Below are 14,067 nucleotides of genomic sequence, written 5' to 3'. Positions count from 1 at the left end.
CGTATCAGCCGACGCGCAAGTGGATCAGGCGATCGCCTGGGCCGCGGTCAGCACCTTCGCCTGCAGGCTCTGCGGGATCGGCACGAAACCCTTCTCCGTCAGCGGCTGCTGGCCGTCGGTCGCGGCCACCGTCAGGAACGCCTTGACGGCCTTGGCGACCTCCGGGTCGGCGTACTTCGAGCAGGCGATCTCGTAGGTCGCGAGCAGCAGCGGGTAGGCACCCGGGGTGTTGCTGGCGTAGATCGCGTCCAGGTCGAGGGCCAGGTCGTTGGTGCCCTCGTTCTTGAACTTCGCGGCGTCCAGCGACTTCGCGACGTTCTCCGGGGTCAGCTCGACCCCACCGGAACCGCTGTCCAGCTTGGCGGTCTTCACGCCCTCCTTGGCGAACGAGGACTCCACGTAGGTGATCGCGCCGTCCGCGCCCTTGGTGGTCTCGACGACGCCGTTCGACTTGTCCGCGCCGTTGCCGACGCCACCGTTGAAGGCCTTGCCGTCGCCCTGCGTCCACGCGCCCTTGGCGGCGGCGGACAGGTACTTCTGGAAGTTGTCCGTGGTGCCGGACTCGTCCGAGCGGAACACCACCTGGATCGGCTTGTCCGGCAGGGTCAGGCTCTCGTTGCCCGGCACGGCCTTGATCGCCGGGTCGTTCCAGTTCTTGATGCCACCGTTGAAGATCTTGGCGGTGACCTCGGCGTTGAGCGTCAGGTTGTCGACGCCGGAGACGTTGTAGGCCAGCGCGACCGGGCCGACGACCAGCGGGATGTTCCACGCCTCGGAGCCGGCGCAGCGCTGCTTGGCGGCGTCCACCTCGCCCTTGTCGGCGGAGAGCGGGGAGTCCGACCCGGCGAAGTCCACCTGGCCGTTGTTGAACTGCTTGACGCCCGCGCCGGAGCCGCTGGCGTTGTAGTTGAGCTGCTGGCCGGAGCACTTCCGGCTGTACTCGCGGACGAAGATGTCCATCGCGGTCTTCTGCGCGGACGAACCCTCGGCCGAGAGGGGGCTCTTGCCGCCGCAGTCCACCTGCGCGGTGCCGGACGGGGCCGGGGCCGCGCCGGACTGCTCGCTCGCGGTGTTCGCCGCTTGGGGATCGGTGCCACAGGCCGCGAGCACAACGGCGGCGCTCGCCGCGATCCCTACAGCGCCCACGTGCCGCATGATCTTCACTTCAAGTCCTCCAGGCCACGCCGGATTGATCCGCATCCACACGGCTGTTTGCCGCGTCGCCTGCGGACAGTAAGCACCGCCGGTGGACGGCCACCCCTGAAGAGGTGAACGGGAAATGAACAAGGTGGCGAGTGTGAGCAGCGCTACGCCGCCGAGGTTCCGTCGTGTCCGGGGCGTGACCTGGGCGTTCGCCGTGCGTGACCCGGCGCTGGCCGTTGGTTAAGTTCGCCGGTCAACCACTACGCCGTCCGGACGAATCCCCACCCCGAAACGCCACCCGCCGCAACTCCGCAATATGTCGACGTATTGCGATGCCTTGTGCACGATGGATCGCAATATGTCGACGAATTGCGGTACGGCGGAGCGCAATACGTCGACATATTGCGTTTTTCACGGGCGGGCGGGACGGGGGTCAGCGGCCGTACTGGACGTCCACCTCGTGGCGGGCGAAGCCGAGGCGCTCGTAGACGGCGACCGCGGGCGCGTTGTCCCCCTCGACGTAGAGGATCACCTGTGGCAGGCCGCGTTCGCGCAGGTGCCGCAGGCCCGCGAGCGTCAGCGCGCGGCCGAGACCGCCGCCCTGCGCGCCCGGATCAACGCCCACCACGTAGACCTCGCCGGTACGTTCGCCGCCGAAGCGCTTCGGGTTCGGCGGGTGCACCTTCGTCCAGTGGAAGCCGACGACCTCGCCCGCCGCGTTCTCGGCGAGGAAGAACCCGTCCGCGTCGAACCACGCCTCGGCCTGCTCGGCCACCAGGTCCTCGACGGTCAGCGCGCCCTGTTCCGGATGCCAGGAGAAGGCCCTGGCGTTCACCGCGATGACGGCCCGCTCGTCCTGCCCCGGCACGAAGGTCCGCAGCGTCACTCCGGCCGGCGGTACCGGTTCCGGCCAGTCGGCGCCCGGCACGGGCACGTGCATGACGAGCAGCTCGCGGTCCCGGACGAAGCCCGTCCGCGCGGCGAGGGCGGCGGCGCCGGGGTGGTCCCCGTGTGCCCAGACGCGCAGCGTGCCGGTGGCCTCTGTCGTTCCGGGCGACGTTAAGGCCGACGCTCCGGCGCGTTCGACGAGGGCGGCGACCATCGCGGCACCGTGGCCTTCGCGGCGGCGTTCCGGCCGGACGATCAGCTCGGCGACCTGCCTGCCGTGGGCGTCTCCGGTGGTGTCCAGATGGGCGTAGCCGACGAGTTCCCCGGACTCCGTGGCGAGCAGGTGCGCACCACCGGCGAACTCACCGGGCAGCACCTCGGCGGCGTCGGCGATCTCGGGGCGTCCGTCCACCGCCATCGCCGCGCGCAGCAGCGACAGCACCTCCTCGGTGACGGCCGCGTCCAGTCGGTCCACCCACACCGTGTTCAGCATGGTTCCAACCTATTGAAAACCGCCGGGAAGACGCGAACGGGCAGGCGTCAGCGGGTGGAGCGCGCGTCCTGCAGCGAATGCTCGGGCGTGGACCGCACGAACGGCTTCGGCGCTGACTTCACCGGACGCTCGAACTTGTAGCCGACGTTGCGCACGGTGCCGATCATCTGCTCGTGCTCGGGGCCCAGCTTCGCGCGCAGTCGCCGGACGTGCACGTCCACCGTGCGGGTACCGCCGAAGAAGTCGTAACCCCACACCTCCTGCAGAAGCTGCGCGCGGGTGAACACCCGGCCCGCGTGCTGGGCGAGGTACTTCAGCAGCTCGAACTCCTTGTAGGTCAGCTCCAGCGTGCGCTTGCGCAGCCGGGCCGTGTAGGTGGCCTCGTCGATCATCAGATCGCCGACGCGCAGCTCCGCCTCGGTCTGCCCGGAGACACCCTCGCGGGTGGTGGCCAGCCGCAGGCGGGCGTCCACCTCGGCGGGCCCCGCCGTCGGCAGGAGAATGTCGTCGGCACGCCACTCGGCGCTGACGGCCACCAGGCCGCCCTCGCCGACCACGGCGATGACCGGGGTCGTGGTGTCCTCCTCGCCGGTGCCCTTGAGCAGCCGGCAGAGGCTCTTCGCGGAGGCAAGGTCAGTGCGGGCGTCCAGCAGGATCACGTCCCGGTGCCCGGCGTCGAGCAGGGCGGTGACCTCGGGCGGGCGCACCCGAACGGCGTGTGGCAGCAGGTCGAGGGCCGGCAGCACCGCCCCAGCTTCGGGTTCGGCTGTCAAAACCAGCAAATCCAGGCTCATCGCCCACCGCCTCTGGTTAGCTCGCCTCGAATACGGCTCGCGTCCGGTGCTGAGTGAGAATACCGGCTACAACCACGTCACACCCCATTCATGCAGTTGGCATCACACCCGTTCGCCGGCTTCACGGGGTCGTGTGCAGACTCGGTCCGACACACACAGGCAAAAGAACGGAAGCAATGGTGAGCAGCCCCGGTGCCCAGTACGCGCAGACCGCGCCCCGGCCGCGTGGCCGCCGCACGAGGAAGATCTTCATCGTCCTCGCGGTGCTGCTGGTCCTGCTGATCGGTGCCGACTTCGGCGCCGCGGCCTTCGCCGAGCACACGGTCTCGCAGAAGGCGCGGGAGCAGTTCCAGCTCACCGACGACCCCTCGGTGACGATCCACGGCTTCCCGTTCGCCACCCAGGCGATCTCCGGCGACTACGGCCACCTCTCCGTCCGCGCGGGCGGGGTCCCGGTGAAGGACACCCTCCGCGACGTCGAACTGAGCGCGGAGCTGCGCGAGGTCAGAGCCCCGCTGTCGGACCTGACCGGCGGCAACACCGACAACATCCGGATCGGCAGGCTGGAGGGGCAGGTGAAGATCAAGGACAGCGACATCGCGCGGGTGGAACCGCTTACCAAGATCGCCGATCTGAAGATCGAGCCGTCCAGCGAGGAGTACGTCCGCGACGGCGAGGCGGCCGAGTCGGACACCGACGGCGCGGGCAGTGGCGGCGAGGCGGGCGAGACCACCGGGCAGGTCGCCGACGAGGACTCCTCGGCCGGGATCCGGATGTCCGGGCGGCTGCAGGTCGCGGGCGAGAACCTGGAGATCTTCGCCTTCGCCATGATCGAGCTGGACGGCAACACCGTGCGCATCACGCCGGAGCGCCTGCAGTTCGGGAATGACAGGCAGACCACCGTCGTTCCCCCTGAGGTACAGCAGGCGCTGCTGCCGAACTTCGAGGCGAAGATCGACACCGGCAATCTGCCGTTCAAGGTGACGCCCACGGCGGTGCTGGTCGAGAAGAACGCGATCATCATCAAGGGCGAGGCCAAGGACGTGACGTTCGCGGGTGTTGCCGGAGGCTGAGCCCGCGTGGAGCCGGAGGCGCGGATGACCGGGATGTGGGTGCTGCTCGGCACGCTCGTGCTGGGCCTCGCCGCCGGCGGCCTGCTGACCGCGCGCAACGGGCGTGTCCGGCCGGCCCCCGCGGGCACTGTCCTGCCGTCGGCCGCCGGCGCGACCTTGCCCGAGCCCGTCGCCGAGGCCCTCGATCCGGCGGCGCCGGTGACGCTGGTGCAGATCTCCACCACGTTCTGTGCCCCGTGCAGGCAGACCCGTGCGCTGCTGTCCTCGCTGGCGGAACGCACCGACGGTCTCCGGCACGTGGACCTCGACGTCACCGACCGGCCGGAGGTCGCCCGGCAGCTCGGCGTGCTGCGCACCCCCACGACGATCGCGCTCGCCCCGGACGGCCGGGAGCTGCTGCGGGTGGGCGGGGTGCCCCGCTCGTCCGGGCTGCTCGACGCGCTGAAGGCGTACCTGCCGTGACCGGCGTCCGCGATCCGGAACTCGTCCCACAGGGTGAACGACGGTCCCACCCTGAGGGAATCCTGGGTATCCTCGACGCTGTGAACGCACTTGTCACCCTGTTGACGCAACGCCGCGCAGTGGACCTGTGCCGCGTGCGCAGCAGCCTCTGTCGGTTCTAGCGAACGTGCCCGCCGCCGGAAAACCGGCGGCTCCCGTCCTCGCTCGACCACGTCCGGCACCAGGAGGTGACATGTCCGCGGAACCGCCGGTGGACCCCAGGGGCCCGCGCTTCGCGGCCATCGTGACGACGGTCGTACTGGCCGTCGTGCTCGCCACGGGCTGGTGGCCGTTGCTCGCGGCGCAGACGGTGGTCTTCGCCATCGGCGCGTTCGTCGGCCTGCGGCCCGCCCCGTACTCGGTGCTGTACCGGCGACTGGTCGCACCGAGGCTGGGACCGACCAGCGAGCGGGAGGACGCGGCGCCGCTGCGGTTCGCCCAGACGGTCGGCTTCGTGTTCGCCCTCGTCGGCACGATCGGCTACGCCACCGGGATCGCCGGTCTCGGCATCGTCGCCACCGCCTTCGCGTTGTTCGCCGCATTCCTCAACGCCGCGTTCAACTTCTGCCTGGGCTGCGAGGTCTACCTGCTGATGCGCAGGTTCGCCCCCAGCCGTCAGGCCTGAGCACGCAGCAAGACATCCACGCATCCGAGAACCCGTTCCCGAACACAAGAAAGCGAGTGCCGCTCCATGAGCCGTGAAGACGTCCTGGTCACCACCCAGTGGGCCGAGGAGAATCTGGACACCGACGGCGTCGTCTTCGCCGAGGTCGACGAGGACACCACCGCGTACGAGGGCGGCCACATCCGCGGCGCCGTGCGGATCGACTGGAAGACCGAACTCCAGGACCAGGTCCGCCGCGACTTCGTGGACAAGGCCGGGTTCGAGAAGTTGCTGTCGGAGAAGGGAATCGCAGGCGACGACCAGGTGATCCTCTACGGCGGCAACAACAACTGGTTCGCCGCGTACGCCTACTGGTACTTCAAGCTGTACGGCCACGACAAGGTCAAGCTGCTCGACGGTGGCCGCAAGAAGTGGGAACTCGACGGTCGCGAGCTGGTGACCGAGGTGCCGCGGCGGGCGACCACAAGCTATACGGCGAAGGACCAGGACCTGTCGATCCGGGCGTTCCGCGACGAGGTCGTCGAGGCGATCGACACGAAGAACCTGATCGACGTGCGCTCGCCGGACGAGTTCTCCGGCAAGCTGCTCGCCCCGGCGCACCTGCCGCAGGAGTCGGCGCAGCGCGGCGGCCACATTCCCAGCGCCGCCAACGTTCCCTGGGCGAAGACGGCGAACGAGGACGGCACGTTCAAGACCGCAGACGAGCTCAAGGAACTGTACGAGGGCGTCGGCCTGGACACCTCGAAGGCGACCATCGCGTACTGCCGCATCGGCGAGCGGTCCAGCCACACCTGGTTCGCACTGCGCGAGTTGATCGGCCTGTCCGACGTCAAGAACTACGACGGTTCGTGGACGGAGTACGGCTCCCTGGTGGGCGTGCCCGTCGAAACCGGAACGGGAGGCAAGTGATGACTGACGGCTGCGGCGCTCCGGCGCAGACGGCGATCGGCGAGCACACCGACACCGGCGACCAGGTCGTCGTGGCGGGCAAGGTCACCGGCGACACGGGCCCGGTGGGTGGCGCGTACGTCCGGCTGCTCAACGCCGACGGTGACTTCGCGGGCGAGGTGCAGGCATCGGCGGAGGGCGACTTCCGCTTCTACGCCGCGCCCGGCGAGTGGACGGTGCGTGCCCTGCACCGTTCCGGCAACGGCCAGGCCTCCGTCCACGCCGACGGTCCCGGTCTGCACGCCGTCGCGGTGGCGGTCGCCTGAGGCGGCACTGGCATACGTTCGCGGCGAGGGGCGTCCCGGGTTCTCCGGGGCGCCCCTCGCCGCGTTTCACGTTCCCGCTAGGCCTTTTCCTGCCAGATCGACCGGTGTTCGAGAACGCCCCGCAGGCGGTCGTCCTTGCTGCCCGGCGTGGCCCGGTGCTCCGCCGTGGACGCGGCGTCCGGCGGGACCGGCGGGCGCGGTTCGGCGGCGCACTCCGACTGGGACGGTGGCAGCACTCCGTTGATCAGGTAGTCACTGACCCGCTCGGTCACACACGCGTTGGTGCCGAAGTGCCCGTGCGCGCCGCTGTCCCGGACGGAGATCAACTGGTGGCCCAGTTTCGCGGCCATCGCGGGCCCGCCCTCGTACTGCGTCGCGGGGTCGCCGTCGCCCTGGATGACGACCCCCGCGGGGTAGCCGTCCCGCTTCAGCGGAACCAGCGGCTCGGGCGGGGTGAAGGCGCGGAACGTGCAGTTGGTCGGCGCGGCACCGATCACGCCGCTGCCGTTGCCGTCGAGGTACGGGTACTTCTCGCGGTGGTGCCGCATGTCCTCGTAGTACGTCTCCAGGTCACTCGGCCAGTCGGCCTCACAGGTGACCGTGTCGTACACCCCCGGGTCGACCTTCGGAATTCCCTGTCCGGACAGCATTCTGCCGACCGCGGCGGTGGTGTCCTTGGAGACGGCCGTGCCTTCCTCGGCCGCCCGGCGGACCTCCGCGATCACCTCGGCGGTGACGTCCCAGCCCGGTCGCTGCTGGGTCGCCTGCGCGAGGAAAGTGTCCACAGTGGTCCGATCGAACTCGTCCGGCCACATGTAGTACCAGTCGTCCGGCCGTTCCCGGTTCATCGGCACCGACCTGTCGGCCAGCTCGGCGGCCAGCGCCTCGGTGGTGGCCAGCACCTCGTCCTTCGACACGCCGAGGTGGTAGGTGCCGTCGCGTTCGCCGACCCACGCGGCCCACTCCTCGACGTTGAACCGGACCCCGGCCGACTGCCGCAGGGCTTGCTCCCGCCACAGCCAGTCGGGGTGGATCGCGGAGTCGAGCACGCTTCGGTTCAGGCGCTCGGGGAACAGGCTCCCGTAGACCGCGCCCAGATAGGTGCCGTAGGAGTAGCCGACGTAGTTGATCTTCTCCTCGCTCAGCGCGGCCCGGATGACGTCCATGTCCCGCGCGGTGTTGGCCGTGTTGACGAACGGCCGGATCCCGCCGCCCGCGCGTTCGCAGGCGGCCTCGCGGGCTTGGGCGTATTCGGTGTAGGCGGCGAACTGCTCGTCGCCGGGCCGGCTGGTCTTCGGCCGGGGATCGTCCTCCCGTTCGCACTGCAGTGCCGAGGAACGGCCGACGCCGCGCGGGTCGAAGCCGATCAGGTCGAAGGAGCCGGCCAGCTCCGACTCCCGGGTCTGCAACGGCATGGAAAGCCCGCCGCCGCCCGGTCCGCCGGGGTTGAACAGCAGAACCCCCTGCCTGCGGCCGGGTTCGGTCGCCTTGATCCGGCTGACCTCGATCCGCAACCTGCCGTCCTCGGGCTTCTGGTAGTTCACCGGCACCAGCACCGTGGTGCACTCCATGTACTTCCACTGTCCCTGCCAGGGATCGACGATGATGCCGTCGTCCGGCTGCTCGGACGGAGGCGGCGGCCCCGGTTCCGGGCACTGCCGCCAGTCGAGCGTCTGCTCGTGGAACTGCGCGAGCCCGTTCCCGTTCTCGTTCCCGTCCGCGTTCGCCACCAGGGCGAGCCCCAGCGCGAGCGCCACCGTCATCCCGGACGCGGCCGCCACTCGGGCACCGCGCCGAATTCCCCTTACCGCAACCACAATCCGTACTCCTGTCGTCTGTGGACGAATCCGAGGAGAACGTTAGGGACAGCGATGTTGCGGAAAGGTTCAGGTTTCCCTGCTCGCGTGCGGGAGTTCCAAGTGGACGGTGAGCCCGCCGTCCTCGTTGGCGCACAGCCGGAGTTCGGCCTCGTGCGCGGTGGCGACGGCCGCGACGATGGCCAGCCCGAGACCGTGCCCGGAACCGGGTTTCCGGACCCGGCCGCTGCCGCGCACGAAGGGTTCGACGAGTGAGCCGAGGGATTCGGGCGGCACTTTCGGTCCCGTGTTCACGACGGTCACCCGCGCGAACCCGTGCACCTCCGAGAGCAGCACCAGGGCGCGGCCGTCGGCGTGGTTGTGCCGGACGGCGTTGCGCACGAGGTTCGACAGCGCCTGCCGGATCAGCACCGGATCGCCGAGTACGAGCGCTTCCCCTTCCGTCTCGTCCAGGCGTACACCAGCGGAGCGGGCCTCGGCGGCGTGCTCACCGCACACGGTGCGGGCGATCTCCGCCAGGTCCACCTGTTCGCGCAGGCGCGCGCCGCGGTCGGCGTCGGCGAGCGCGAGCAGCGCGCCGACCGTCTCGATGTTCGACTTGTTCATCTCCCGCACCCGCCCGGCGAGTGCGCGGAACTCGGCCAGGTCGATGTCCGGGTCGTCCAGCGCGACGTCGATCATCGTCTGCGTCGTCGCCAGCGGGGTCCGCAGTTCGTGCGAGGCGTTCGCCGCGAACCGGCGGTGGATCGCGAACGAGCGGCCGAGTGAGCCGAGCATCCGATCGAAGGTGTCGGCGAGGTCGCGGACCTCGTCGCGGGGACCGCCGAGAGCGACGCGATGGTCGAGGTTTCCGGTGGCGGCCCTGGTCGCGGCCAGGTTGATGGCGGCGAGCGGCTTGATGATCCGGCCCGCGACTATCCACCCGACGACGCCGCCGAGTACGGCGAGCAGGACCAGCGCGATCACCGAGATGACGAGGAAGGTCTGCAGGAAGTCGGTGCTCTGCAACGAGACCGCCGTCGCCCCCGTCGACCCGGCCGCCCCGGTCGGCCGCATCGATTCCAGTCCCGGCCCGCCGAAGGTCTCGGTGAGCTGGAACGTCGGCACGAAACGCATGAACAGGTAGACGATCACGATGAACACCGCCACCGATCCGGTGACCATGCCGGCGTAGCTCAGTGCCAGCCTGGCGCGGATCGGCAGCCGCCGGGCCTCGAGGCGGCGCACCTCAGTCGCCGAACCGGTAGCCGGCGCCGGGCACCGTCTGGATCACCTTCGGCCCGCCGAGATGCTTGCGTAGATTGGAGATCGTCACCCGCGGGGAATTGGTGAACGGGTCGGCATTGGCGTCCCACGCCTGTTCGAGGATGTCCTCCGCGCTGAGCACGCCACCCTCGGCCTTCATCAGCACCTGCAACACGGCGAACTCCTTCGGGCTCAGCCGCACGGAGCTGCCGTCGCGGTAGACCTCGCGGCGGAACGGGTCCAACCGCACCCCGTGCGACTCCAGCACCGGCGGACGCGCCGGCTGCGTACGCCGTTCGAGCGCGCGCAGCCGCGCGACGAGTTCCGGTAGCTCGAACGGTTTCGGCAGATAGTCGTCCGCACCGATCTCGAAGCCGGACACCCGGTCCCACAACGAACCCGCGGCCGTCAGCATCAGTACCCGCACCCCCGGGTGCTCGGCCGCGATCCGCCTGCACACCTCGTCGCCGTGGATACCGGGCAGGTCCCGGTCGAGCAGGACGATCTCGTAGTCGTTGACGGCGATCTGCTCCAGCGCGGCCTCTCCGTCGTGCACGACGTCGGCGGCGATGGTCGCCCGGCGAAGACCCGCCCGGACCGCGTCGGCGAGGTACGGCTCGTCCTCGACGATCAGCACACGCATGCGGGACTCCTCGTTTGGTGCCGTTGTCCACGGCAGCCAATCACCGCGCTTGTTCTCAAACCGTAAAAGTTCACCGGAACCTCTCGGCAACCCCCCGGCTGATCAGCTTCCCGCGTCCGGCAAACACCGAGAAGGAGCGTGCACACCATGAAGCAGCCGAAGAACCGCACCGCGAAGCTCACCCTGTTCGCGGCTCCCCTGCTGGTCGTCCTGTTGAGCGGCTGCGGCGGCGAATCAGCCGAGGACCCGGGTGCCACCGGCGGCGGGCCCGAATCGCCCGCACCGTCGAAGTCCCTGGACGAGTACCAGCTCGACCTCGCCCAGTGCATGCGCGACCAGGGCGTCGACATGCCCGACCCGAGCAACGGGAGCGTCCAGTTCAAGGGTGGGGACATGACCGCCATGACGAAGGCCATCGAGGTCTGCCAGGCGGAGCTGGGCCCGCCGCCCGCGCCGGACGGCGGGCCGGCACTGTCCGAAGAGGAACGCTACGAGCAGCAGCTCGAAACCGCGAAGTGCTTCCGCGAGAACGGCATCGAGGTCGCCGACCCGGTGCGCGGCGGAGCGAGCGAAATGGTGGACGCCCCCGCCGACGTCCTGGAGAAGTGCACCGCGCAGCCCACCACCGGGGGTAACTGATGCCCGGCGGCGCGAACCGCACCAGGCAATCCATCCGCCGCGTGCTGATCGGCGTCACCCTCGGCGTCACGGTGGCCGCCGGAGCGGGACTGGGCATCAGGGAAGCCGTCCCGGCCGATGCCGACGAAGGGGGTGACAGCGCGGTGGGGGCACACCAGGGAGCCACCGGGGAGGTCGAGCGGGGCGAGCTGACGGGCAGCACCACCGCGTCCGGCACGCTCCGGTTCGCTGGCGGCCGCACGGCCGACTCGGCGCGTGAGGGGATCCTCACCGGCCTGCCCGCGCCCGGCTCGGTCGTCCACCTCGGCGACCGGCTCTACGCCGTCGACAACGTCCCGGTGTTCCTACTGCACGGTGACCTGCCCGCGTGGCGGGACTTCGGGACCGGCATGGACGAGGGCCCGGACGTACTGGCGCTCGAACAGAGCCTGCGCGAACTCGGCTTCCTCGGCCAGCAGCCGGACGAGAAGTTCACCTGGCGTACCGCCGCGGCGATCCGGAAATGGCAGGACACCAAGGGGCTGGAGGTCACCGGCCGGCTGCCGCTGGGCTCGGTCGTGTTCGCGGACGGGGATCTGCGGATCGGCACCCTGACGGCCGAGCCGGGTGACCGCGTCGGCCCTGGCGCGGGCCTGTTCGAGACGACCGGCACCAGCCAGGTCGTCGACGTCGACCTCGCGCTCGCCGACCAGCGGCTCGCCGTCGCGGACAAGAAGGTGCACCTGCGACTGCCGGACGGCGCGGAAACGACGGGCACGATCTCCTCAGTCGGGACGCCCACCGAGAAGGACGCTTCCGGCGGCGGCAAGGAGACCTCCGTTCCGGTCGTGATCACCCCGGACGACCCGGCCGCGGCCGGGTCGTTCCAGCAGGCCTCGGTGACCGTCGACATCCCGAGCGAACAACGTGCGGACGTGCTGTCCGTACCGGTCGGTGCCCTGCTGGCGCTGGACGCGCGGCGGTTCGGCATCGAAGTCGTCGGCGGGGACGGCGGGACGCGGCAGGTTCCGGTGACCACCGGGCTGTTCGCCGGCGGCCGGGTCGAGGTCTCCGGGGACGGCGTGCGGGCCGGCCAGCGAGTGGTGGTGCCGAACCGATGACCGAGATCGTCTCACTCACCGAGGTCTGCCGTTCCTATGGCGAACCACCCGTGCGGGCCTGCGACGGGGTGTCGCTCACGCTGGACGCGGGCGAGTTCGCCGCCATCGTCGGGCCGAGTGGGTCGGGGAAGTCGACGCTGCTGAACCTCGTCGGCACGCTCGACCGCGCCACCGCGGGCACCGTGCGCGTCGACGGCGTGGACGTCGCCGGCCTCGGCGACCGGGAGCTGTCCGCGCTGCGCGCGCACCGGATCGGCTTCGTCTTCCAGCAGTTCCACCTCGCCGAGGGCGCGAGCGCGCTCGACAACGTGGCCGACGGACTGCTCTACGGGGGCGTGCCCCGCACGGGACGGCAGCGCCGCGCGGCCGCCGCGCTCGATCGCGTCGGCCTCGCCCACCGGCTCGGCCACCGGCCGCACCAGCTCTCCGGCGGCGAACGTCAACGGGTCGCCATCGCCCGGGCCGTCGTCGGCGACCCGCCGCTGCTCCTCGCCGACGAGCCGACCGGCAACCTCGACTCGGCCTCGGGTGACCGGGTAGTCGAGCTGCTCGGCGAACTGAACCGGCAGGGCACGACCGTCGTGGTGATCACCCACGACCTGGAACTCGCCGGACGGATCCCGCGCCGGATCACCATGCGCGACGGCCGGGTCACCGGCGACTCCGCCGTGCCGGAAGGGGCGGCCGCGTGAGCACCGGAAGGACACCGCCGTCACGGCTGCTCGGGGCCGACGTCGTGCGGCTCGGGTTCGCCGGGCTGCGGGCACGCCCGGCCCGCGCGATCCTGTCCGCGCTCGGCATCGCGATCGGGATCGCCGCGATGATCGCCGTCGTCGGGATCTCCTCGTCGAGCCAGGCGCGGCTGAACGACGAACTCGCCCGGCTCGGCACCAACCTGCTGACCGCGACCGCGGGCCGCGACCTCCTCGGCAAGGAGACGACGCTGCCTCCGGACGCCACCGCCAAGGTCGCCGTGGTGGACGGCGTCGAGTCGGCCAGCAGCACCGCCGCGCTCGATGAACCGGTCTACCGGAGCCCACTGTCCGATCCGGCCGCGACCGGCGGGATCGCCGCCATGGCGGCGGACACCGCGCTGCTCGACGTCGTCTCCGGCACGCTGCGCAGCGGAAGCTGGCTGAACGCGGCGACGTCGACCTATCCGGCCGTGGTCCTCGGGCAGCGGGCGGCCGAACGGCTCGGTGTCGTCTCCGCCGGAACGCAGGTGTGGCTCGGTGGCCGGTTCTTCACCGTCGTCGGGATCCTCGACCCGGTGACGCTCGCCCCCGAACTGGACAGCGCCGCGCTTCTCGGCGAGCCCGTCGCCAAGCGGTTCTTCGGGTTCGACGGCAGCCCGACGACCGTCTACGAGCGCTCGGCGGACGAGGCGGTGGCGAACGTGCGGACCCTGCTCGGTCCGACGATCTCGCCGCAGAATCCGGGCCAGGTCGAGGTTTCCCGGCCGTCCGACGCGCTCGCCGCCCGGAACGCGGCCGACCGGGCGTTCACCGGCCTGCTCGTCGGACTCGGGTCGGTCGCGCTGCTGGTCGGCGGGATCGGGGTGGCGAACACGATGATCATCGCCGTGCTCGAACGCAGGCGAGAGGTCGGGCTGCGCCGCTCGCTCGGCGGGACCCGCGGGCACATCCTGGTGCAGTTCCTCACCGAGGCCCTGCTGCTCTCGGCGCTGGGCGGGATCGCCGGCTGCGGCATCGGCGCGGCCGTGACGGCCACGATCGCCATCGGCAGCGACTGGCCGTTCACGCTGCCGGTGACGGCGCCGGCCGCCGCGCTCGCGGCGACCCTCGTGATCGGCGCGGTCGCCGGCTTCTACCCCGCGCTGCGAGCCGCCAGTACCCCGCCGACGACCGCGTTGAACTCGTGAACGCGTCGAT

At 70.6% G+C, this 14,067-nt stretch carries 15 protein-coding genes; 9 read left to right on the top strand and 6 right to left on the bottom strand.

Translation table 11 applies throughout. From position 1 onward, the window contains the following. Positions 1–24 precede the first annotated feature (24 nt). From pstS to CFN78_RS20485, 3 genes are all read right to left on the bottom strand, one after another. On the bottom strand, positions 25–1,164 hold the full coding sequence (gene pstS, locus CFN78_RS20495) for a phosphate ABC transporter substrate-binding protein PstS (RefSeq protein ID WP_094864465.1): 1,140 nt from the start codon (positions 1,162–1,164) through the stop codon (positions 25–27). 412 nt (positions 1,165–1,576) lie between these two features. Next, complete coding sequence (mshD, locus tag CFN78_RS20490) at positions 1,577–2,524, bottom strand: mycothiol synthase (RefSeq protein ID WP_094864464.1); 948 nt, start codon at positions 2,522–2,524, stop codon at positions 1,577–1,579. A 47-nt stretch (positions 2,525–2,571) separates the two neighbouring features. Then, positions 2,572–3,318: a winged helix-turn-helix transcriptional regulator gene (locus CFN78_RS20485; protein WP_094864463.1), complete on the bottom strand. Its 747-nt coding sequence runs from the start codon at positions 3,316–3,318 to the stop codon at positions 2,572–2,574. A 176-nt stretch (positions 3,319–3,494) separates the two neighbouring features. On the opposite strand from CFN78_RS20485, the gene CFN78_RS20480 reads away from it, so the two are divergent. From CFN78_RS20480 to CFN78_RS20460, 5 genes are all read left to right on the top strand, one after another. Beyond that, positions 3,495–4,391, top strand: coding sequence for an LmeA family phospholipid-binding protein (locus CFN78_RS20480; protein ID WP_094864462.1), 897 nt, complete (start codon positions 3,495–3,497; stop codon positions 4,389–4,391). Positions 4,392–4,415: 24 nt separating this feature from the next. After that, the gene (locus CFN78_RS20475; protein WP_094864502.1) at positions 4,416–4,853 is read left to right on the top strand and encodes a TlpA family protein disulfide reductase; all 438 of its coding nucleotides are present in this window, start codon (positions 4,416–4,418) and stop codon (positions 4,851–4,853) included. A 232-nt stretch (positions 4,854–5,085) separates the two neighbouring features. Then, positions 5,086–5,517: a DUF4395 domain-containing protein gene (locus CFN78_RS20470; protein WP_094864461.1), complete on the top strand. Its 432-nt coding sequence runs from the start codon at positions 5,086–5,088 to the stop codon at positions 5,515–5,517. Positions 5,518–5,583: 66 nt separating this feature from the next. Then, positions 5,584–6,426 (top strand): sulfurtransferase, encoded by an 843-nt coding sequence (locus tag CFN78_RS20465; protein ID WP_094864460.1) that lies wholly within the window; start codon positions 5,584–5,586, stop codon positions 6,424–6,426. Next, complete coding sequence (locus tag CFN78_RS20460; RefSeq protein ID WP_094864459.1) at positions 6,426–6,731, top strand: DUF1416 domain-containing protein; 306 nt, start codon at positions 6,426–6,428, stop codon at positions 6,729–6,731. The genes CFN78_RS20465 and CFN78_RS20460 overlap by 1 nt, the downstream gene beginning before the upstream one ends. A gap of 77 nt (positions 6,732–6,808) precedes the next feature. On the opposite strand, the gene CFN78_RS20455 is transcribed toward CFN78_RS20460, so the two are convergent. From CFN78_RS20455 to CFN78_RS20445, 3 genes are all read right to left on the bottom strand, one after another. Beyond that, positions 6,809–8,512: an alpha/beta fold hydrolase gene (locus CFN78_RS20455; protein ID WP_094864458.1), complete on the bottom strand. Its 1,704-nt coding sequence runs from the start codon at positions 8,510–8,512 to the stop codon at positions 6,809–6,811. A 105-nt stretch (positions 8,513–8,617) separates the two neighbouring features. Then, positions 8,618–9,775, bottom strand: a complete 1,158-nt coding sequence (locus CFN78_RS20450; RefSeq protein ID WP_205660590.1) for a sensor histidine kinase — start codon at positions 9,773–9,775, stop codon at positions 8,618–8,620. A gap of 1 nt (position 9,776) precedes the next feature. Further along, positions 9,777–10,436 (bottom strand): response regulator transcription factor, encoded by a 660-nt coding sequence (locus CFN78_RS20445; protein ID WP_094864457.1) that lies wholly within the window; start codon positions 10,434–10,436, stop codon positions 9,777–9,779. A 147-nt stretch (positions 10,437–10,583) separates the two neighbouring features. Here CFN78_RS20445 and CFN78_RS20440 point away from each other — a divergent pair, with 147 nt between their 5' ends. The 4 genes from CFN78_RS20440 to CFN78_RS20425 are packed head-to-tail and all read left to right on the top strand — an operon-like array spanning position 10,584 to position 14,057. Further along, a complete protein-coding gene (locus tag CFN78_RS20440; RefSeq protein WP_094864456.1) occupies positions 10,584–11,075 on the top strand; it encodes a hypothetical protein in 492 nt (163 codons plus the stop codon). Beyond that, positions 11,075–12,175, top strand: coding sequence for an efflux RND transporter periplasmic adaptor subunit (locus tag CFN78_RS20435; protein ID WP_094864455.1), 1,101 nt, complete (start codon positions 11,075–11,077; stop codon positions 12,173–12,175). Before CFN78_RS20440 ends, CFN78_RS20435 begins: the two co-directional genes overlap by 1 nt. Beyond that, complete coding sequence (locus tag CFN78_RS20430) at positions 12,172–12,867, top strand: ABC transporter ATP-binding protein (protein ID WP_094864454.1); 696 nt, start codon at positions 12,172–12,174, stop codon at positions 12,865–12,867. The genes CFN78_RS20435 and CFN78_RS20430 overlap by 4 nt, the downstream gene beginning before the upstream one ends. Next, complete coding sequence (locus CFN78_RS20425) at positions 12,864–14,057, top strand: ABC transporter permease (RefSeq protein WP_094864453.1); 1,194 nt, start codon at positions 12,864–12,866, stop codon at positions 14,055–14,057. Before CFN78_RS20430 ends, CFN78_RS20425 begins: the two co-directional genes overlap by 4 nt. The last annotated feature ends 10 nt before the right edge of the window (positions 14,058–14,067 follow it).

The sequence above is a fragment of the Amycolatopsis antarctica genome (assembly GCF_002262875.1).
GTDB lineage: Bacteria > Actinomycetota > Actinomycetes > Mycobacteriales > Pseudonocardiaceae > Amycolatopsis > Amycolatopsis antarctica.
This window is presented reverse-complemented; position numbering and strand designations above follow the sequence as displayed.